Genomic DNA, 19,570 nt, shown 5'->3' with positions numbered 1-19,570 from the left:
CAATAAAAGCTACTTCACCGGTTACTGCTGCCGGACCGCGAGATAAAGAACTTATCGTCTTTTAAAACCACAACTGTAATTATTACAAATTCATTTGCAGAAATGCGAATTCCATATTAACTTATTAATTAAAATTAATTCACCTGTTGATTGCAACCCTTTAGAGTGATTTGTCATCTTACAAAAAACATTTAATATGAGAGTTTCAATCATTACCCTTTTGATTGTATTTACTTACATTTCTAGTATAGGACAAAGTGATGCAAAAACCAATAGGAAATTCCCTATTAAAGCAGCTGACAGCATCGGTATATTTTATAAAGCATTCTTTAAAACGCTAAAAGTTGGTTATTTAAATCGTAAAAAAATCGACTGGAAGTCTGTTGAGGCTGATGCTTATAAAAGTCTTGAATCTTACGATAACTTTAAAGCATCCTTAAAAGAAATAACAAATATTTTTGATAAGATAAATGCCACACACTGCCTGGTTTACAGAGGTGATGATAAATATACTTCAACTAGAAAAAAAATATCAAAAGATTTATATTCTGCCGAATGGAAAAATAAATATGACAGTAAACCATCTTTTGAAGTAAAGGTTCTTGATGATAAGATTGGCTACGTGATGATACCTGGAATGGTCTTTTTCGATAATTCAGCGGAAAATATCAGCAGGATTGCTCAGCCATTGTATGACAGGATTTCTGCAATTAAATCAAGTCACACTTTAGCAGGCTGGATAATTGATTTAAGATTAAACACTGGCGGCAACTCTTCGCCCATGCTTTTAGCTTTGTATGACCTACTTGGAAACAATGAGATATGGGGTGAACTTGATGAGAATAAAAAATTAGTCAGGAAATTCAGACTGATAAACGGAAGCTATATACAGAAATCACATACTATAGCTGCCATCATACCAAGCGGAAGGTTACTTGATCAAGAAAGAGTTGCAGTAATAACAGGAATGTTTACAGGGAGTTCTGGTGAAGTAACAGCGCTCGCTTTTAAAGGTAGAAAAAACACAATTTTTATCGGTGGGAATACGGCTGGATTTACAACGGGCAATGTTACTTGGCCTTTACCTTTTGATTCTTTAATTGCATTAACAACAGGTTATGACAGTGATAGAGATGGAAATTACTATCCTTACATCGTTCCTGATCTTACTATCTCTAAACAGGACAATTTTGATAATTTGATGTATGACGGGAATATCCAGGAGGCGATAAAGTTTATCAAATCAAAAAATTCCGAAGACTGAGTTTTATGAGAAAGGCGGAAGTATGCCTTTATGAGAAGCTGCTTAAATTTGCATTATAAATCATCACCTACCCTCTTTCAAATTTTTGCTGTGATAAGTAACAAATTACTTTCAGTTATACGTCATTTTAAATTGTTAATTAGCATTTAACTATTACGAACAGGTACAAAAAATAAAGAATACATTATTGATCATACTATGCGCGTCAAAATGCTAAATCAATTAGGTCTCAATTTAAAATTGACTTATTTTGATCGTGAATAGTTGCTGAATAGCGTCGAATTACTATTTTTGCGGCATGTCATCCCTTTTTCTCATCAAACGACTTTTCGATAGCAATAGCCACACAATTGTTGAAATAAAGCTATTGAGTGAGTTGTTGTCAACGGGTGAAAGTGAACGCTTTGAGTGGCTTTATCTGGAAAAGAAATCTGGAGCAATGATTAAACTTTGGTTACGTTCTAGAGACTCCTCTCCTGCTGTGGAAGAGCGCTTTTTTGAACAAGGTTATCTCAAGTTCAATCGCACGCAGGCTACATTTATTGAAAAATTCAATTCCGCCCAGTTCAATCTCGACCGGAAAAAGGTCGATCAGGTTCCTGAAGAACTTTTGGAAGCTATAGGCGCTTACCTGGCATACTAATTTCCAGCACCAAAGTGTAATTGGGAATTGTCTGGAATGAAAACCAAACCGCCTATGATTTATGTGTGGACATATGGACGGGAAAACAAAACGGTTGAGAAGATTTTAAGGGTGACTTGAACGAATCGAGAAACGGAGCACCTCGCGGCATGCGATTGCGAATGTATTAAAAACTACATGTAAGATTAAAATTCTTCCTATTACTAAAACTTTCTGTTAGAAAGAGTGTTTAACTCTTTGAAATATTTGGTAAAATTTCATTATCGGCCACCAGCATCACATGGTGGCCTTTATTTATATTATCCTTCATTATTAATAAAGTAGTAATTTTAATAGCTGATAAAATAGCAATCGAAATTCCGAACAGAATGTTTCTTCTCTTGCGTTAAATAAGTGACAGGCCCAACTTTTCTGTCAATTAATACAAAATATACCAAACATCGATACTTTTATTTCTTCAGGTACCCATAGCATTCCATACAAATAATTTTAACTAGAAATTTCTATAAATATATAAGGATGTAAATAAATTCAAACTATTCTGGAAAAAGCGCTGTTAAATCAATACTATGATAAACAAAGAAAATATGAATACAGAAATAATTGAATACATTAATCTAGAGGAATTGTCAAATAGCGATTTTGTGCTAACAGACGGACAAGCGAATATTATTGGATGGAAGGTTGTTGGTGTAGACGAAATAAAAATTGGGATGGTGAGAGATCTTTTGATTGACCCAGTTCAAAATGCAGTTCGGTATGTAATAGTTGATCTGGATGCATCTGTTTCTGATATTGAAGACAAAGCTGTGCTGCTACCGATCGGGTATGTAGAAGTATCGGATCACAGTAAAGAACTTATTGCGCCGATTTCCCATCAAGAGCAACTTACTTCAATGCCGCGATATATTATTGGTGAGGTAACGAGATCAATGGAGAATCAAATTCGAACGGCCATTGGAAGCCCTGCAGCGTCAAGGATTGAAGAATCTGTTAATGAGTACGATGAATCTGACTTTTATAAGCACCATCATTTTGACCGCGGAAATATTTTATCAGGTTCAAAACAAGTTAGCCCTATTGAAACCCCAGGTTTTGGTGATCATCGCCAGGCTGAGCAGGAAAAAATTGACACCCTGATTGATCATTCTAAATATAATAACGAAGTTAGAAGTCATGCAGACGATCATTCTGCAAGCACGTCACAAGAGTTTGAGATATCTACAGATCGTGGAATACTGCGTATCCAACCGCATGAAAGTGGCATGTACCGCGTCTTCGATCAATCAGAAAAAATCGGCGTTGTATATTCTCAGTCTGAAGATGATAGGTTGGTTTGGAGAACTATGGACAATATAAGTGAGACACTGGTATCGCAAATTGGCGATCAAATAATCCATCACAATAACCTACATTCACAATCTTAATTTTACGCTCAGATATGAACGTTTATGATTGTATACAATCTTTTAAAAATAAGCTAGGTTACTAACCTATATTAAATCTTTTAAAGATCAGGTCGTTAATTCGGTTCTAAAAAGCCAAGGTCTTAAAGGGAGAAAGCTGAAGTTCACTATTGTGTGCTTCAGCTTTCTTATTTTATTTACCCTCTAGCCCGCGTCCGGTTTGATGTTGTAATTCATCTATTCTTTTAGATGCCTGCGATTTGGTTAAAGTTTCATCAAAATCCTCACCCGCTTCACTTGACAGTGTTTTTAGATAAGAACTTTGTGCTCCTGTCATAGGTTCATCACCAGTAGTCCAATCGTCCGGGTTTTTTACAGTGTTATCTCCTTTTAGTCCATTAGCGTCTTGAAGGGGCTGCTCATTTTGTTCTCTTTTCATAGTACAGTATTTTATAAGACTAACAGCGTTAAATTAATCAATGTTTCAACTAATTTTCCGCATCCGTTTTTTTAAGCGAGCAGAACAGTAAAAAGGTATGTTCGCAGGTTTTCCCCTTACCGGATTCTTTGCGACAGAAATTGTTGCAAACTGTTTAACTTCGATGCTTCGAAAACTGAAGCCGAGCAAAGCTATTTGTAGCGGTTGGTATAACTTCCCGGACATCACCTTTTGAGATATTCGATCTGCAAAAGCTGGAAAATGAGTTAACGTTGCACAAAACTTTTTTTAAAAAAGTGGATGTATTAAAAGTCGAAATCTTTAGTGGAATTCTATTATTGGCCACCAGCATCACATGGTAGCCTTTGCTTTAATACGCGCCCCTGTAGACGGGATCTAATTTGCTTAAAACGTCAGAAAATTAAAGCCAACAACTAAAGCTCAAACCTACGGAATCAGCTTGGAATTGCGCAATTCGTCGAACAGCTCAAAAAAGCTTTCTTCCGTATCCTGATATTCGGTGAATCCCAGTTTACGGCTTTTAGTCATATCCGTCATTACTTCAATGGGTCTGCTTAGATCCAAATCCGTATGCCACGCAGATGCCAATCTATTCAGATCAGGCTCTTTTAAAAGGTGTTTTTCTTCAATCATTTTCCAGGTTTGTTCCTGCCTGATCATCTGAATTTCCAGTGGTTTAATTTCCTCATTGTATCCTATTGCTTCAATTTCAAAGTAATCTGCTAATCGAAACCATAAGCGTTTCCAGCGGAAAACCTCGCCGTTGGTAATATTAAAAGCTTGGTTTTTAGCGGCTTCAGTTGTGGACGCCCATATTAAATGTTTAGCGAGTATCCTGGCATCGGTCACATCTGAAAGTCCGTTCCATTGCGCGGATGAACCTGGCCAGATAAACGGAGTACTGGTTTCCTTGCAGATACTGGCATATACAGCAAGCGTTGTACCCAAATTCATTGCGTTTCCGACAGCCTTCCCAATTACTGTGTGAGGCCTGTGAATACTCCAGCTAAATCCTTCTCTATTAGCAGCTGCATACACCTCATCTTCCTGAGCGTAGTAAAAATTATCAATATCCAAACGGGGCTGAGATTCTCTCAAGGGAGTTTCTGGCAAAAAACCTTTTTTAGCATATGCTTCGAAGGGACCTAAATAATGTTTTAAGCCAGTAACCAATGCGACATGTATGATTGACTGAGCTGACGAAAGAACATCCAGCAAGTTCCTCACCATTAGTGCATTTACGCGGATATTTTCTTTTTCGCTCTCCTGCCTCATCCATGTGGTAATATAAATGTGTGTAGCATCGATTCCCTTTAGCGCTTTTTCTAAGTCTTCTTTGTTTAAAAGGTCTGCAGCTAACGGAATAAGACCGGGTATAGATTGATCGGGATTTCGTGAAAGGCCATAAGTTTTCCAACCAGAACTAATAAGTTGTTTTGCAAGGTTTGCGCCGCTAATACCGCTTGCACCAACCACTAAAGCGATGTTGTTATTCATGTGTCTGTTTTTTTCAAATTTAGCTCAAGGGAAGCTAACAAATGCTTGATCTGTATCAGGAAATCCTCTTGACTTGCATCAAGGCTTTTTTAAGATTCCATGGAGCATTCTAAAAACCCTATATTTATTGCGAAAATTAAGATGACAGATATCCTTTTTGAGCACATAGAACTTAAAGTTGACCTAAGCCAGACCGATAAAGAACTGATTGTGTCTTTTTTTGAACCCAAAAAAATCCGGAAACGCCAATATCTTTTACAGGCGGGCGAGCAATGTAAATATTTAACTTTCGTATCTAAAGGATTGCTTCGAACCTATAATGTGGACGATAAAGGCAATGAACACATGAGTGTTTTCGGATCTGAAGGTTGGTGGCTGTCCGATTTTAATAGTTTTCTGACTGGTGCTCCCTCAATGTATAATATAGACGCTATTGAAGACGCTGAGCTATTGCTGCTTTCCAAAGCAAATTTCGAGGCCATTACCTTGAAAGTCCCGATAATGGACCGCTTTTTCCGGATTCTTTTTCAAAATAGTATTGTCACCAAAGAGCGACGGTTAACCAGTTCAATTAGTCATACAGCAAAGGAAAAGTATCTGGATTTCATCTCTGCCAATCCAAATGTGCGCGAACGCATTCCGCAGCACCTGATTGCTTCCTATCTGGGAATTGCACCGGAAACGATTAGCAGAATAAAAAAAGATTTATTGAAAGGAAAACATTGAAATTTTCATTCATCAAACACTATAGTCATTCATTTTAAAATTACGCAATAGGTACATTTGCAATTTTTGAGTCACTAAAATATTCTTCAAAAAGACCTAAATATCTCAGCTTTTATTGCAATCAAGTCAGATAAAATACCAAATTACCTCATTTTGTATGCTTTCTAAGGAGTGGTAAACACAACTTTTACAGAGTCTACGTTAAGTCGCCCCATCAGCCAGCTTCGAACTCTTTTTTCACTTACTGAAGTGAGCGGCTTTTGCACATCTGCAGTAAACAGAACAAGTGTATCTTTATTTATGGTATCTAAACGGTTCAATACCACATTAGAAAGGGAATAGTTTTTTATCTCAGGGAATAGTGCCACTATTTCTGAACGTAACTCAGGAAGCGGCCGGGAAAGTTTGTTGGTAATTTTAGAGTGATCAGACTGTTTCTTGTCTTTAAACACATCTTCCATAATACTGGCTTTTATCTGAGAAAAATCTACTTCTTGTCGGGCATTCAAACCTTGTCTGATTTTTAAAATCGTTCCATCAAGCTTAAAATTTTTAAGACTTTTCTCAATATCCTTTAAGGTTGCTTCGGGCAATTCGGCCCCAATTAAAAGAAGGTCAATTTCTTTTTCCCCTTTTGAATAACGAAGATTTTTATTGACAACCTGGGTGTTTGAAAAGTTAAATTTTTCTCGAATGAAGCTTTGCGCATTGTTTTCGAAAATACTTTTCTGAACAATTCCGTAGGCCAGATAGATGCTGGGGATGATGGTAAACAATACACTGATGAGAATATATCTGGACACTTTTTTTTCAACCCCGGGATCTTCAAAGTATTTTTTGTCAAATCTCAGGAAGCGAACGATTAGGTAAGTAGATATGCATATAAAAAGACTATTGATGAAAAACAAGTATAATGCGCCCAGAAAGAAAAGCCAATTGCCACTTGCAAGTCCATAACCTGCAGTGCAAAGCGGAGGCATTAAAGCTGTAGCAATAGCAACCCCGGGAATAACATTACTTTTTTCTTTCCGCGTTGCTGCAATTATTCCGGCAAGTCCTCCTGTAAAAGCAATAAAAACATCCCATATTGAAGGGGTTGTTCTGGCCAACAATTCACTTTGTGCATCGTGAAGCGGAGTGATATAAAAATATATGGTTGAGGTTACAATACTGATAACTGTGGCAATTAACAAGTTCCTCCCGCCTTTTTTTACCAGCTCAAAATCATTGGTTCCAATTCCGAGACCAATTCCCATTATCGGTCCCATTAACGGGGATATAAGCATAGCGCCAATAATTACCGCCGTTGAATTGACATTCAGTCCGACTGACGCTATGATGATGGCAAAAATCAGCGTCCACAAAGGGCCGCCCACAAAAATCGAATTCCGGGATATAGAATCTACGACTTCACTTTCATCCGCTTTATCAATATGTAAATTGAACCTATTGGCAATAAAAGCTTTTAAAGCTCCTTGAACATCGTCTTTTTTATTTTGCATAATTTATATATTTCTATTCGCGAGTCTTTACATCAAGAAACTAACCCCTGTTTTTTAACTGTCTATTCGTTTGAGCACTATGGTGCCTAATATCCCTGCGATTAGTGAGGCGAGCAGAATTCCATATTTTGCCTGATCAACAAATAATTGATTTTTAAATGCCAGTCCACTTATAAAAAGCGACATGGTGAAGCCAATGCCGGCAAGGAGCGCAACGCCCGCGATGTGTTTCCAGCTTGCGCCTTCAGGTAGTCTGGACCAGCGGAATTTTACCATAATGTAGCAGAAAACCAATATGCCGGTAAACTTTCCGATGATTAGTCCGAAGGCGATACCCGCGGAGACAGGATTCGCGATTGAACTAAAAAAATCTGTACTAATCACAATTCCAGCATTCGAAAGGGCAAACAAGGGCATGATTCCAAAGGCTACCCAAGGGTGAAGGGCATGTTCAATTGTTTGCAAAGGTGTCTCCGCTGCCATGCTGAGTGATCTCACTTTTTGAATGGTTTTATTTTGCTTTGGTGTAATTAACTTTCCTCTTTCGGGAATATCAACCTGAAAATCATAGGAAAGTTTTCGAAGATTACTGGAGTAGCTTTCTTCATTGATCCTGGTTACAGCGGGAATTGTAAAAGCCACCAGAACGCCTGCAATGGTGGCGTGAACACCAGAAAGCAGGAAGCCAATCCACACACCTATTCCAATCAGGAGATAAAATGCTGTGCTTCTGATGCCCAACTTATTCCCTATGATCAATAGCGCAAGAAATCCTAAACCGATTAGCAGAGGTAAAAAATGAATTTGTTCGGTATAAAAGAATGCGATAACCAGTACCGCTCCAAGATCATCGGCAACCGCCAGCGCTGAAAGGAAAACTTTCACCGATACGGGAATATGCTTGCTTGCCATTGAAAGTAGTGCTAGTGCAAAAGCGATATCTGTTGCCATCGGAATGCCCCATCCGTGTTCAGCATCAGTTCCCTTATTAATTAGAAAATATATTGCTGCCGGCACAAGCATTCCACCCAGCGCAGCGGTCATAGGCAATGATGCTTTCTGGAGGGAAGAAAGTTCGCCTTCCATAAATTCCCGTTTTAATTCGAGGCCAATTACAAAGAAAAATATAGCCATTAGCCCATCATTTATCCATGTATGAAGAGGGTGACTGAGCATAAAATTGTCAAATCCCACGGAAAAATTAATATGCCAGAGTTTCTCATAAAAGTCGTGAAACGGAGAATTGGCCCAGGTGATTGCGATAATTACGCTTAGGAGTAAAACGATTCCGCTGGTATATTCCATATGAATGAAGCGGCTTACCGGCTCCATAATTTTCTCTATTGGTGTTTTGTTCATTGACTTGTTCAAAAATTTCAAATATACATTTTTAAGATAGTCCATGATCCATATTTTGCATTTTATATGGTATTTTGGCCTATACCATTAATAAGGTTAATATGAGCAGATCCTACGATATTTTAAGAAAAAAAATATACATCGTCATTTTCAAATCCGACACCAGAGCCGGTAAACTATTCGATGTACTTCTTCTGGTGTTGATTGTACTGAGTATTCTTTCTGTTTTTTTAGAAAGCGTAGCGAGCGTTAGAGATAAATATTATCAAACTATCCATATACTGGAATGGATTTTCACTATTGCATTCAGCCTGGAATATATGCTAAGAATATATGCCAGTCACAAGCCGATGCGCTATATATTTAGTTTTTATGGCATTGTGGATCTTCTCTCGTTCATTCCTACATATCTGAGTTTGTTTTTTTTAGGTATGCAGTATCTCGTTGTTGTACGTTCATTTAGGCTATTGAGAGTATTCAGAATATTGAAACTTACTCAGTTTTTATATGAAGGCAACATTCTGAAAAAGGCACTTAAGGCAAGTCTTTATAAGATTGTGGTATTTCTCTCCAGTGTGATAACTTTAGTGACCATTATCGGAACTTTGATGTATATTATTGAAGGCGAATCTAGCGGTTTCTCCAGCATACCTGTATCCATATATTGGGCTATAGTAACCATAACCACTGTAGGTTACGGGGATATTTCTCCTCAGAGTCCTTTAGGGCAAATTCTAGCGAGTATCCTGATGATTATCGGTTACGGCATAATAGCAGTCCCTACAGGTATTGTTTCTGTTGAGATGTCAAAGGCAACGGAGGCAGCAAAAACGAGGTGCCCGGAGTGTAATGCTTCTCTGCACAATAGCACCGACCGATTTTGTTCAAATTGTGGCCATCGGCAAAAAACGTAATTGAGGTTTTGATACAGCAGTCAGCGAAAAGGCAATTTTTTGGTGATAATTTTAATGCATACAAGGCATCCCATCCGATCGATCAAAGTGATAAACTTCCGGAAATAAAAAATAATATGCTAGATGTAACATTAGCTATGGCTCAGTATCTAAAGCGGCAAAATATTAAACAAACAAGATGTCTAAGGATTACTTTGAGAACCTGTATAACCAGTATTCACCACAGATATTCAGGATTTGCATGGGTTACACCAATGATGTCGAACAAGCGAAGGATCTTGTGCAGGAAACCTTTATTTCAGTATGGAGAAACCTTTCGAAGTTTCGAAACGAATCCAGTATAGGGACATGGATTTTCAGGATTGCCACCAATAACTGCCTGAGGGCAATGGAGGTTACCAAAAGAATGCCGACAGCGGAGCTGCCGTATCATTTGGCTGATTGTAAAGAAGAATCCATTGAAGGAAAACTGAATTATCTATACCAATGCATAGCAGAACTTGTAGAGTCTGACAGGGTCATCATTTCGCTTGAACTGGAAGGTCTCCCTCAAAGCCAAATCGCTGAAATTGTAGGACTTAAAAGCGGAAATGTTCGTGTTAGGATTCACAGGATTAAAGAAAAATTAGCACTAAAATTTAAACAGTATGGAGACCTTTAAGCAATTGCAGTCCGTTTGGAACATGGCAGATACGAGCAAATTACCCAAAGCGGATCTTGTATTTACTGAAATCACGAAATTTCAAAGAACTACTTTACGCAAAAAATGGTTGACCGTATTTTTTGCGCTACTGCTGGCAGGTATAATGGTCGCTGTTTTACTGATTGTAGATTTTCATATGCTCAGTACCTACATTGGAGGAATAGCCATCGCGCTGGCTTGTTTTATTATGGCTTTTATGAATATTAAATCCATGAAGCGCTTTAATCAATTATCCAATCCCAATAACGTGGAATTTCTAGCTTTCGTAGAGCAGACCAGGCAAAAACAGATCTACTATTACAAAAAGACACAATTCAGGATGATGATATTTTGCCTATCTGGACTGTTCTGCTATTTATATGAACCATTTGTTAAGAATCCAATGGCTGCTACACTCTTATTTTCCATCAGTACATGTTTTTATCTTTTTATATGGATTTGGGTAAGGCCAAGACAACTTAAAAAAGATATTGAGAAACTGAATGCAGTATGTGCCCGACTTGAAACCATTTACAATCAACTTAAATAAAACATATGAAACAACCGACATCAAATCGCATTGCGATTGCTATATTGGCTATTGGATTAATACTCGCAAGCGGAACCCCTATCTTAAGTCGCTTTATGGAAGTGCCGGACATGGTTAAAGGATTCATTATTGGTGCAGGCATGTTACTGGAATTCTATGGTATAATTAGATTGGCGCGTATTTCCGGAAAACAGAGTGAATGTATCTTTAAAAGGTATTAATGAAGACATTCACTTCAACACCGGATAGCAATGCAGTTTTACAGGATCATGCCTAAATTCGTTAACGGACGAGGAAGAACCTTGGCCGACTATTTTGGTTCAGCAAGATTAGAGGGATAAACGCGTAGAAGCCAAACACGGGAGGGCCAAAAAATCAAAACTAAAACTGGAAGTAAAGGCTGCTATATCTTTGAGATAAAGCAGCCTTAATTTTTATGGTTTAAGAACCACTTTCACACAATCTTCTTCTTTTTCATCAAAGATTTTGTATCCGTGTGCCGCCTCTTCCAGCGGCAGGGTATGGGTGATGATATCATCTAAGACCACTCGCTCCTCTTCTACCAGACCAATTAATTTATCAATATAATTCAGTACAGGAGCCTGTCCCTGCTTAATGGTTATGCCTTTGTCAAAAATGCGGTGCATCGGAAAGTTATCATATGGAGATCCGTAAACGCCCATAATGGAAACGGTTCCCATTCTGCGCACAGCTTCAAAGCAAAGGTCGAGTACTTTCATTGAACCTTTTTCGAAATTTATGGTGGCTTTGAATTTGTCAAAAAAATTGCGTTCGGGTTCAAATCCAACCGCATCTACGCAGACATCCGCACCTCGACCGCCGGTCATTTCACGGATGGCTTCCACTACATTAACTTTGTGTGGATTAAGCGTATCTACTTTATTTACGGCGCGGGCTTTTTCCAGACGATAATCCAAAGGGTCAATAGCGATGACGCGGCTGGCTCCGTTAATCCATGCGGCCTTTTGAGCCATAAGGCCTACTGGTCCAGATCCGAAGATTGCAACAACTTCCCCGCCTTTTAACTGTGCCCAATCTATTGCCGACCATCCCGTAGGAAAGATGTCGGTGAGAAACAGGGCCTGTTCATCCGTTAAGTGTTCGGGAACAATCCGGGGACTAACATCTGCATAAGGTACACGAACATATTGTGCCTGTCCACCAGAATACCCTCCATACAGATCTGTGTATCCGAATAGCGCTGCGCCTTTTTGAGTGGTCAGGTCACCATTGGGACCGTAGTTTTTATAGTTTGAATTTTCGCATGCGGGACTTGCCTCATGTGTACAAAAGAAACACTTTCCGCAGGAAATCGGAAAAGGCACCACTACCCGATCTCCCTTTTTGAGGTTGGTAATAGCCGGGCCTACCTCCTCGACAATACCCATAAATTCATGGCCCATGACCAATGGATCTTTTTGAGGAACGGCTCCGCTTAGAATGTGGAGATCGGAGCCGCAAATTGCGGTGGAGGTTACCCGCAATATTACATCCCGTGCATCTAAAATTTCCGGATCCGGTACGGTATCTACGCGGATATCTCCAGGTTTGTGAAAAACTGCTGCTTTCATAGTATAGGTTTTATTTAAAGATGTATAACAAAGGCGTTGTGAGTGCGCCTGATTATGAGAACATCCCCAATGGTTCTTGGTTTGAACAAAAAGATAAAGGCGTATTTATCGCAGATGGCGAACGAAACATTCCCATATGGTTCTGTCAGTAAGAGCCTCTGACAAAAAAAAGAAAGTAAGGGTGTAAAATCGGGGGCATTTCGTTTCAGCTGATAACTGAACGTGATATGACGTTGAACACTTGATCTTCAGTATATGACTGAAGCATAGTTTAAAATTTGGTATTACGGATTAATTACCCGCGTATATATACATTTACCAAAATGGGGATACCTACAAGAAGTTCATTACCATACATTCAGCAGAACCAAGATGTTATATATGCTGATTCTGGAATCGGTAGTTAATCAGAAAGATTTCCTTGTTCAATATACTTGTTAAGCGTTGCCAGGTTATTCAATGCGCTTCCCAGCGTATTGTTGAAGTAGACAAAAACGGTTTTGCCTTCATTTAGCCATTCGTAAATATATCCCGCTTGCTCATACAAAAAGGCATTCTCATAACTTTCCCGATAATTTCCGGAAGGCCCGTGGAAACGCATGTAAACGATTTCTGTACCAGTTTGGTGATAAGCGGATGCAAAACCACCTTTATCATGAATTACAATAGACGCTTCGAAAGCTTTAGCAAGATCAAAAGTAGGTTGTTCAAACCACATTGGGTTCCTAAATTCGAGCGCAATGTTCCAATTCATACCTCTCTTAAGTGTAACGATATCACCCAGTAGTTTTTCAAGCTTACCGCTGAGTTTTATGTCCAAAGACGGGGGAAACTGCAACAGCAAACATCCACCTTTATCTCCTATGGCGGATATATTGTACATAAACTCAGCCAAAACCTCACTACTGTAGTCAAGAAATCTGGCGTGCGTAATCTCTTTAAATAATTTGAAGGTAAATCGAAAATCCTCCGGAACTTCCATTTTCCATTTTTCGACGGTACGGAACAAAGGAATTTTATAAAACGAGCTATTGATTTCTATAGATGAAAATAATGATCCAAAATAGCTCAGTCTACTTTTATCTTTAAATTCTTCTGGATAGTAGGTTTTGTTTGGAACTGGTAAAATCAATCCACTTGTTCCCAGGTATAATCCTTCAATTCTTTTTATCAAATCCATACATTCAAAACATTGAGAACTGGCCAATACTTTCGCAGACCAATAAAAATTCTACCTGGGCAGTTTGTTTAATCTTATAAAATATTTAATTATAGTTTGCGTACAATCGCTTTTATATACGTAAACCACTAAAGTATTAACAATAGAAGTTTATTGTTTTGAAACTTTTTGCCGCCTCAGAATTGAGGCGGCAGGTATAAATGCAATTATTTATGTTATCAGTAGATCTAACGTATTATTAAGCTGGAATTTTTCTCGGTATTTCCCGATCCCAGAAGCGATGGCTGGCAATCATTTTAACAAACAATTCAACCATTTCTCCCTCTTCAGCAGAAATCAATACGCCTTCTCGCAAAACAGTTTCCTCATCAAAAACCTGAGGTATTTTTTTTGCGAAATACGTAGCTTCGATTACCTGGATAGCGGACTCATCGGCAGCTATTGCTTTACAATGTTTAAATGCCTCATTTAAAAAATGTACCGCATCAGCCTCTGCTTCCAGAGTGGCTACACTATTGGCCCCGCCGGGAAGATAAACGGCGTCATAAAGTACAGAGGCTGCAGTGAGAAAGCTCTCATCAACACTAATCTTATTGTTGTCTCTTGATATTATTTCACCCAGTTTTGGCGCAATGATATGTACAATTGCTCCTTGCGAAACAAGCTTATCTTTCACTGCACTTAAAGATTTATCTTCCACCCCATCGGCCGCAAGGATAGCGATTTTTCTGGTCGCTATAGAATCTTTCTTTGTGCCGGCCATACTTAAGGCTGCAGATGTTGCTAGCGCGCTTTTTGCCTGAATAGATGCATAGTCTTTTGGAGAACCGTCTGCAGGGATACTTCCATTTAATTCTTCAAGCGAAATCTGAGGAACATGCAATCCCAGTGTGTAGGCTACTCCAGCTGCTAAGCCTTTGTCAATGTGCGCTAACATCCCTAGCATTCTTTCGCGTATAGCAACCATTTTTACCTTACCCAATTCAAAACTTAATGCATCCTTAATGTGATTCTGTTCAGCTTCCGACTGGCTATCGAAAAAAAGTTTAGCTTGTGAGAAGTGATCAAAAAAACTGCGACTTCTCGCCCTTATTTTTTTTGCATCTATCCGTTCATTATAACTCACGAAACCGCCCTTGGATGCAGAAACCTGCTGAGGATCATTATCGGCTATACCATTTGGACCATAACTTGTTTTCCCTCTGTTAATGGTTTGGCGCATATAACCATCCCGTTGATTATTATGCACGGGATTGATAGGCCGATTTATTGGAATTTCATGAAAATTTGGCCCGCCCAATCTGATCAATTGAGTGTCTGTATAAGAGAACAATCTACCCTGCATTAGCGGATCATTGGTAAAATCAATGCCAGGTACTACATGTCCAACATGGAAAGCAACCTGTTCTGTTTCGGCGAAGAAATTGTCCGGATTTCTATTTAACGTCATCTTACCTATACGCTGTACCGGAACCAATTCTTCCGGGATGAGTTTAGTAGGATCTAATAAATCAAAATCAAACTGATGCTCATTCTCTTCCTCAACCACCTGGATACCGAGCTCCCACTCCGGAAATGCTCCGGCTTCAATCGCATCCCAAAGATCCCGGCGGTGATAATCGGGATCTTTGCCAGAAATATTTTGTGCTTCATCCCAGGCGATAGCATGAACACCCAATAATGGTTTCCAATGAAATTTAACAAAACTCGATTTTCCTTCGGCGTTTACCAGTCTAAAGGTATGGACGCCAAAACCTTCCATCATGCGGTAACTTCTGGGCAATGCTCTGTCACTCATTACCCACATAATCATATGTGCAGACTCAGGCAAATAAGAGATAAAATCCCAAAAAGTGTCGTGAGCGGATGCAGCCTGTGGCATCTCATGATCTGGTTCGGGCTTTACAGCGTGAATGAGATCCGGAAATTTTAAAGCATCCTGAATAAAAAATACAGGCATATTGTTTCCAACCAAATCAAAGTTTCCTTCAGTGGTATAAAATTTCACTGCAAATCCACGCACGTCGCGTGCCAGATCGGTTGATCCGCGAGACCCGGCTACAGTCGAAAACCGAACAAACACAGGTGTTTCTTGCCCAGGGTCACATAGAAAAGCGGCACGTGTGAGCGGAGAAAGATCCTCATACACCTTAAATACGCCGTGTGCACCGGAACCTCTGGCGTGAACCACACGCTCCGGGATTCTTTCATGGTCGAAGTGCGTTATTTTTTCCCTTAAAATAAAATCTTCAAGTAAGGTTGCACCCCGCTCTCCTGCTTTAAGTGAATTTTGATCATCGTTAATTTTTACGCCATGATTGGTAGTCATTTCAGCACCAACATCTTCAGTAGTAAAGCCACTCAGCTGTTGTATCTTATCATTATCAGCCGAGGTTATCTCCACTTTTTCTTTTTTACTAGCCATATTTTTTTCTTTATGCTTCTTGAGCTGCCTGCGCCTCTAATGTATTTATTGCAACTTGTGTCAATTTCTCATCCGCTCCTTTTTCCTCATTAAGAGTGAGGGTTAATAAATCACTCACGTCCTTCAAGCCAAGCGTACTGGCAATTCTGACCAAACCAGTATAGGATGCAATCTCGTAATGTTCAATTTTTTGCGAAGCGAGTACAATACCGATGTCCCGTGTAGCACTGCCGGGTTCTGTTTCTTCCACAATGCCTTCAGCTTCTTTGGTCAGCCCTTCCATGGCATCACATTTTTTAGCAACAGCAGGTTCATCTAATATTGAAAAAACTTGCTCTAATCTAGCTACCTGTTCTTTGGTCTCAGCGAGATGGCTTTCGATAGCTGTTTTAAGATCCGCGCTGGTTGCTGCAGTAAGCATTTTGGGAAGGCTTTTAACCAAATGATTTTCCGCCCAATACAAGTCAGCAATTCCATCTTTAAAAAGTTCATTTAAGGCTGGAGACTCGGATGGCGCATTTTTAGTCGCCAATTTGGGTTTGGTACCACTTTCTTTCTTTGCCATGATATATTTCGTTTAAGGTGATTTAGAGAAATTTATTCTCTAACGTTCATATTTAAAACCAAGTAAATGCAAGAATGGTTTTGCTGATTAATACTTGATTTTATTTATTTTGCAAGGTATTTCTACAAAAATAATTCAGGTAATCTTCACACTGCAGTAGTTAAAACCAAACTATTTAAGTTCTTGAAAACCATTACCTACCGAGAGCGGTTTTACAGGCATGGAAAATATAAACGAATTTGTCATTCCAGCTGCTCGTCAGGGAGAAACTGGAGTTTTGATAGAACTCATCGAAAAAAAAGCTGATTTAAATCATCGGGATGCGAAAGGCTATACTCCACTTATCATCGCTTGCTATAACAACCAGTTATCCGCTGCCGAAATACTTTTAAAAGCTGGTGCGGATGTAAACGCGCAGGATTTCGGTGGCAATACCGCTTTGATGGGTGCAGCATTTAAGGGTTATTCTGAAATAGTTGATTTACTTGTTACACATGGTGCGGATTTGAATCTACAGCATGGGAATGGCGGAACCGCCTTGATGTTTGCCGCAATGTTTGGTCGAAACAATATCGTTCAATTGCTTTTGAATGCTGGAGCAGATCCTACAATTCTAGACCACAGACAACAATCTGCAGTTGATCTGGCAGCTATGCAGGGAAACGAGGAAGGTATAAAAATTTTATCTACTCATTAATTTGATTCAGAAAATCCGCGTTGTTAGTAGATTGTAGAGCAAAAGCTGTATTCGATAGTCCAAGGTACATCCTATTTATTTTACTATAGCCATAGATGGTTTGAACTGCCGATACGTGGTGCGCTTCTGGGCGTTTAGCACGCATCCTCACCCTTATCTTTCACTTTAATTAACAACATCTCCCCGGTTGTATGTATCCATCGGTCAGGAAATGCAGTTTAAGACTTTTGAGAATGTGTTTAAGTCTCCGGTAATTTAACAAACAGATAAATCTGCTATTTCAGCAGACAATTCGCAATCAATTATAAAAAGATTTTAATACTTCTATAGAGATTTAGTTTACCATATATTTTGAAGAAATAAGCAGCAATAAAGTGCGGTCAGATTTGGCTTCTGTGTAATTTTCCTGAAGTAATTTGCTCACATGGCTATTGTTAAGCCTAACTGCAGCCATTTGTAAAATCTGAAACGAGGACATCTCGATACTTTCTATGTTCTGGAGATAAAATATAATAGACAAATCCTGTAACTCAACCTCTCCATCCTGTTCTAAAACTGCTTCGAAAAGATCATCTACCAGACCGGTTAGCCCATTGATGCTGCCATAAGACAATTGAGCATCCAACAAGGTATAAATCAGCTGCATCCTGGCAATTTGCTTTTCCACGTCGGAAACAGTATCAGCAATAGCCGCTTTCAAATCAGAGAATTGTGCTTTTTGAGCTATAAGCGGTAACTTATCTACCAAATGGAGTTTAGCAGCATATATTCGATCCAGATGTTTGACGAAAAATTGTTTCAATTTTGCTGATCCAAGATTTATGCGCTCCCATGAATTGGGGCTATTAGTTTTTTCGGCCATAATTTAATTTGTCCGAAGTTACATATTTTCTTACTTTTTCAACCAACCTATCTATATCAAAAGGTTTACGTATAAATCCATCTGCGCCACATTTCTGAGCTAAACCACTTAAATCATGCTCTGCGGAAAGCAGTATTACCGGAAACAATATATCATCTTCTGCATGTTTAATTTTGTTACATATGTCTGATCCTGAAAGGCCGTAACCTGATATCCTGACATCAAGTAGTAATAAGTCAGGCGAGTGGGAAACAATTTCACTAACATCCAGCCCCGTTGAGGATTTCACTACGTGGAAACCTGCATCTTCCAGAACGATCTCTAGAATATAGAGTATATCTTCGTCATCATCTATTGCCAAAATTTTCTTTTTCATTCTCTAATGATGTAACCTGAGGTTATATAAGTTCTGTTATATCAATACCAAACTTTTTATTGAATGTGACCTTGAATCTACTTACGGAAGTAAATCCAGCGATGGAGGAAAGTTCAGAAACACTTAAATGCTTTCCTAGTGCTATAGCCTCCCATACGATATGAAACCGAATTAATGTCACAAGTTTTTTTGGTGTGATTCCGAGTAGCCTTTGAATTTGTCTATACAGTTGCCTTTCACTGACGGCCATTTCCCGACTGAGTAAATCAATATTTAAAGAGGACATCATTGCCTGACCTCTTACCAGAGATTCAAATTTCTGGAGCCAATTTTGGTCTTCGATGGAGATTTTATCTTTAATCCCCATCCATTTCACAGGTGAGGATTGATCAGTTGGAGAGGCTTTTGAAATTATAGAGATTTCTCTAGAAAAACGTTGCTGCTGTTCTTCGGTTAGTTTTTTTAATATCGCCGAAAACCTGGGTTGGTCGTTGCTGGTATGTTTATCTGTAACATTTTTAGCAATTGCAAAAAACACCCGGTATTTCTCTACGAACATAGAAGTCCATGATAGCCAAACCGTATCTCCTGTTTTGGTTAAATAACGGTATTCATATTCTGATAATTTTCCAGGATCTCTGAGGTTTTCATTGTTTGAGAATATGCTCTCCTGTTCATCTGGGTGTAAGAAAGAATCCATAGGAACCGAAAATAATTCTTGTTCAGTATAACCCAGCAACTTGGACACAGCAGGGTTGATTTGCTTTAGATATCCATCCTCTCCTGCAATGCAAATCAAATCGGGGTAAAGTTCAAAAAAATACTCCAGATCAAATCTGGACTTTGTAGATTGTTCCGCCATAACAAATA

General features: G+C 38.9%; 20 protein-coding genes. 9 read left to right on the top strand and 11 right to left on the bottom strand.

What is annotated here, in order from left to right; all coding sequences use genetic code 11:
• Positions 1-196: 196 nt before the first annotated feature.
• The 3 genes from ACJVDH_RS07790 (at position 197) to ACJVDH_RS07780 (ending at position 3,334) form a co-directional block, all read left to right on the top strand.
• Positions 197-1,264: a S41 family peptidase gene (locus tag ACJVDH_RS07790; RefSeq protein ID WP_443947000.1), complete on the top strand. Its 1,068-nt coding sequence runs from the start codon at positions 197-199 to the stop codon at positions 1,262-1,264.
• A gap of 298 nt (positions 1,265-1,562) precedes the next feature.
• The gene (locus ACJVDH_RS07785; RefSeq protein WP_443946999.1) at positions 1,563-1,907 is read left to right on the top strand and encodes a hypothetical protein; all 345 of its coding nucleotides are present in this window, start codon (positions 1,563-1,565) and stop codon (positions 1,905-1,907) included.
• 587 nt (positions 1,908-2,494) lie between these two features.
• Positions 2,495-3,334: a PRC-barrel domain-containing protein gene (locus ACJVDH_RS07780; RefSeq protein ID WP_443946998.1), complete on the top strand. Its 840-nt coding sequence runs from the start codon at positions 2,495-2,497 to the stop codon at positions 3,332-3,334.
• Positions 3,335-3,506: 172 nt separating this feature from the next.
• On the opposite strand, the gene ACJVDH_RS07775 is transcribed toward ACJVDH_RS07780, so the two are convergent.
• Entirely contained in the window at positions 3,507-3,752 is a 246-nt protein-coding gene (locus ACJVDH_RS07775) for a DUF3072 domain-containing protein (protein ID WP_443946997.1), read from the bottom strand.
• A 447-nt stretch (positions 3,753-4,199) separates the two neighbouring features.
• Complete coding sequence (locus tag ACJVDH_RS07770) at positions 4,200-5,270, bottom strand: SDR family oxidoreductase (protein ID WP_443946996.1); 1,071 nt, start codon at positions 5,268-5,270, stop codon at positions 4,200-4,202.
• A gap of 141 nt (positions 5,271-5,411) precedes the next feature.
• Between ACJVDH_RS07770 and ACJVDH_RS07765 the strand changes: the two genes are divergently transcribed.
• Positions 5,412-5,996, top strand: coding sequence for a Crp/Fnr family transcriptional regulator (locus ACJVDH_RS07765; protein WP_443946995.1), 585 nt, complete (start codon positions 5,412-5,414; stop codon positions 5,994-5,996).
• Between the two features lie 164 nt (positions 5,997-6,160).
• Here the strand turns inward: ACJVDH_RS07765 and ACJVDH_RS07760 are convergent, their stop codons facing one another.
• Positions 6,161-7,498, bottom strand: coding sequence for a TIGR00341 family protein (locus tag ACJVDH_RS07760; RefSeq protein WP_443946994.1), 1,338 nt, complete (start codon positions 7,496-7,498; stop codon positions 6,161-6,163).
• A 54-nt stretch (positions 7,499-7,552) separates the two neighbouring features.
• Positions 7,553-8,902: a Na+/H+ antiporter NhaA gene (nhaA, locus tag ACJVDH_RS07755; protein WP_443946993.1), complete on the bottom strand. Its 1,350-nt coding sequence runs from the start codon at positions 8,900-8,902 to the stop codon at positions 7,553-7,555.
• 56 nt (positions 8,903-8,958) lie between these two features.
• Here nhaA and ACJVDH_RS07750 point away from each other — a divergent pair, with 56 nt between their 5' ends.
• The 4 genes from ACJVDH_RS07750 to ACJVDH_RS07735 all read left to right on the top strand — a co-directional run bounded on the left by ACJVDH_RS07750 (position 8,959) and on the right by ACJVDH_RS07735 (position 11,224).
• Positions 8,959-9,771 carry an ion transporter gene (locus ACJVDH_RS07750; RefSeq protein ID WP_443946992.1) on the top strand — a complete coding sequence of 271 codons (813 nt, stop codon included), beginning with the start codon at positions 8,959-8,961 and terminating at the stop codon, positions 9,769-9,771.
• 178 nt (positions 9,772-9,949) lie between these two features.
• A complete protein-coding gene (locus ACJVDH_RS07745) occupies positions 9,950-10,432 on the top strand; it encodes an RNA polymerase sigma factor (protein ID WP_443946991.1) in 483 nt (160 codons plus the stop codon).
• The gene (locus tag ACJVDH_RS07740; RefSeq protein ID WP_443946990.1) at positions 10,419-11,003 is read left to right on the top strand and encodes a hypothetical protein; all 585 of its coding nucleotides are present in this window, start codon (positions 10,419-10,421) and stop codon (positions 11,001-11,003) included. The genes ACJVDH_RS07745 and ACJVDH_RS07740 overlap by 14 nt, the downstream gene beginning before the upstream one ends.
• A gap of 5 nt (positions 11,004-11,008) precedes the next feature.
• Positions 11,009-11,224 carry a hypothetical protein gene (locus ACJVDH_RS07735; protein ID WP_443946989.1) on the top strand — a complete coding sequence of 72 codons (216 nt, stop codon included), beginning with the start codon at positions 11,009-11,011 and terminating at the stop codon, positions 11,222-11,224.
• A 213-nt stretch (positions 11,225-11,437) separates the two neighbouring features.
• On the opposite strand, the gene ACJVDH_RS07730 is transcribed toward ACJVDH_RS07735, so the two are convergent.
• The 4 genes from ACJVDH_RS07730 to ACJVDH_RS07715 all read right to left on the bottom strand — a co-directional run bounded on the left by ACJVDH_RS07730 (position 11,438) and on the right by ACJVDH_RS07715 (position 16,765).
• Complete coding sequence (locus ACJVDH_RS07730) at positions 11,438-12,595, bottom strand: zinc-dependent alcohol dehydrogenase (protein WP_443946988.1); 1,158 nt, start codon at positions 12,593-12,595, stop codon at positions 11,438-11,440.
• A gap of 403 nt (positions 12,596-12,998) precedes the next feature.
• The gene (locus ACJVDH_RS07725; RefSeq protein ID WP_443946987.1) at positions 12,999-13,775 is read right to left on the bottom strand and encodes a DUF72 domain-containing protein; all 777 of its coding nucleotides are present in this window, start codon (positions 13,773-13,775) and stop codon (positions 12,999-13,001) included.
• Positions 13,776-14,013: 238 nt separating this feature from the next.
• Positions 14,014-16,200 carry a catalase gene (locus ACJVDH_RS07720; protein WP_443946986.1) on the bottom strand — a complete coding sequence of 729 codons (2,187 nt, stop codon included), beginning with the start codon at positions 16,198-16,200 and terminating at the stop codon, positions 14,014-14,016.
• A 10-nt stretch (positions 16,201-16,210) separates the two neighbouring features.
• Positions 16,211-16,765, bottom strand: coding sequence for a YciE/YciF ferroxidase family protein (locus ACJVDH_RS07715; RefSeq protein ID WP_443946985.1), 555 nt, complete (start codon positions 16,763-16,765; stop codon positions 16,211-16,213).
• Positions 16,766-16,985: 220 nt separating this feature from the next.
• On the opposite strand from ACJVDH_RS07715, the gene ACJVDH_RS07710 reads away from it, so the two are divergent.
• Positions 16,986-17,462: an ankyrin repeat domain-containing protein gene (locus tag ACJVDH_RS07710; RefSeq protein WP_443946984.1), complete on the top strand. Its 477-nt coding sequence runs from the start codon at positions 16,986-16,988 to the stop codon at positions 17,460-17,462.
• Between the two features lie 334 nt (positions 17,463-17,796).
• Here ACJVDH_RS07710 and ACJVDH_RS07705 read toward each other — a convergent pair whose 3' ends face one another.
• Genes ACJVDH_RS07705 through ACJVDH_RS07695 form a run of 3 tightly spaced genes read right to left on the bottom strand, consistent with a single transcriptional unit; the run spans position 17,797 to position 19,562 of the window.
• Entirely contained in the window at positions 17,797-18,324 is a 528-nt protein-coding gene (locus ACJVDH_RS07705; RefSeq protein WP_443946983.1) for a DUF892 family protein, read from the bottom strand.
• A complete protein-coding gene (locus tag ACJVDH_RS07700) occupies positions 18,308-18,700 on the bottom strand; it encodes a response regulator (RefSeq protein ID WP_443946982.1) in 393 nt (130 codons plus the stop codon). The genes ACJVDH_RS07705 and ACJVDH_RS07700 overlap by 17 nt, the downstream gene beginning before the upstream one ends.
• Positions 18,701-18,722: 22 nt before the next feature.
• Entirely contained in the window at positions 18,723-19,562 is an 840-nt protein-coding gene (locus tag ACJVDH_RS07695; RefSeq protein WP_443946981.1) for a PAS domain S-box protein, read from the bottom strand.
• Between the last annotated feature and the right edge of the window lie 8 nt (positions 19,563-19,570).

It is taken from the genome of Pedobacter terrestris, assembly GCF_052343045.1.
GTDB lineage: Bacteria > Bacteroidota > Bacteroidia > Sphingobacteriales > Sphingobacteriaceae > Pedobacter.
The sequence above is the reverse complement of the archived record's forward strand: the minus strand, read 5'-3'. Positions and strand labels throughout refer to the sequence as shown.

Excerpts from the sequence above, each read along its gene's own strand:
- ACJVDH_RS07765 (WP_443946995.1), top strand. The coding sequence starts at position 5,412 with ATGACAGATATCCTTTTTGAGCACATAGAACTTAAAGTTGACCTAAGC.
- ACJVDH_RS07770 (WP_443946996.1), bottom strand. The coding sequence starts at position 5,270 with ATGAATAACAACATCGCTTTAGTGGTTGGTGCAAGCGGTATTAGCGGC.
- ACJVDH_RS07790 (WP_443947000.1), top strand. The coding sequence starts at position 197 with ATGAGAGTTTCAATCATTACCCTTTTGATTGTATTTACTTACATTTCT.
- ACJVDH_RS07750 (WP_443946992.1), top strand. The coding sequence starts at position 8,959 with ATGAGCAGATCCTACGATATTTTAAGAAAAAAAATATACATCGTCATT.
- ACJVDH_RS07745 (WP_443946991.1), top strand. The coding sequence starts at position 9,950 with ATGTCTAAGGATTACTTTGAGAACCTGTATAACCAGTATTCACCACAG.
- ACJVDH_RS07775 (WP_443946997.1), bottom strand. The coding sequence starts at position 3,752 with ATGAAAAGAGAACAAAATGAGCAGCCCCTTCAAGACGCTAATGGACTA.
- nhaA (WP_443946993.1), bottom strand. The coding sequence starts at position 8,902 with ATGGACTATCTTAAAAATGTATATTTGAAATTTTTGAACAAGTCAATG.
- ACJVDH_RS07720 (WP_443946986.1), bottom strand. The coding sequence starts at position 16,200 with ATGGCTAGTAAAAAAGAAAAAGTGGAGATAACCTCGGCTGATAATGAT.
- ACJVDH_RS07780 (WP_443946998.1), top strand. The coding sequence starts at position 2,495 with ATGAATACAGAAATAATTGAATACATTAATCTAGAGGAATTGTCAAAT.
- ACJVDH_RS07735 (WP_443946989.1), top strand. The coding sequence starts at position 11,009 with ATGAAACAACCGACATCAAATCGCATTGCGATTGCTATATTGGCTATT.
- ACJVDH_RS07695 (WP_443946981.1), bottom strand. The coding sequence starts at position 19,562 with ATGGCGGAACAATCTACAAAGTCCAGATTTGATCTGGAGTATTTTTTT.
- ACJVDH_RS07710 (WP_443946984.1), top strand. The coding sequence starts at position 16,986 with ATGGAAAATATAAACGAATTTGTCATTCCAGCTGCTCGTCAGGGAGAA.
- ACJVDH_RS07760 (WP_443946994.1), bottom strand. The coding sequence starts at position 7,498 with ATGCAAAATAAAAAAGACGATGTTCAAGGAGCTTTAAAAGCTTTTATT.
- ACJVDH_RS07740 (WP_443946990.1), top strand. The coding sequence starts at position 10,419 with ATGGAGACCTTTAAGCAATTGCAGTCCGTTTGGAACATGGCAGATACG.
- ACJVDH_RS07725 (WP_443946987.1), bottom strand. The coding sequence starts at position 13,775 with ATGGATTTGATAAAAAGAATTGAAGGATTATACCTGGGAACAAGTGGA.
- ACJVDH_RS07705 (WP_443946983.1), bottom strand. The coding sequence starts at position 18,324 with ATGGCCGAAAAAACTAATAGCCCCAATTCATGGGAGCGCATAAATCTT.
- ACJVDH_RS07785 (WP_443946999.1), top strand. The coding sequence starts at position 1,563 with ATGTCATCCCTTTTTCTCATCAAACGACTTTTCGATAGCAATAGCCAC.
- ACJVDH_RS07700 (WP_443946982.1), bottom strand. The coding sequence starts at position 18,700 with ATGAAAAAGAAAATTTTGGCAATAGATGATGACGAAGATATACTCTAT.
- ACJVDH_RS07715 (WP_443946985.1), bottom strand. The coding sequence starts at position 16,765 with ATGGCAAAGAAAGAAAGTGGTACCAAACCCAAATTGGCGACTAAAAAT.
- ACJVDH_RS07730 (WP_443946988.1), bottom strand. The coding sequence starts at position 12,595 with ATGAAAGCAGCAGTTTTTCACAAACCTGGAGATATCCGCGTAGATACC.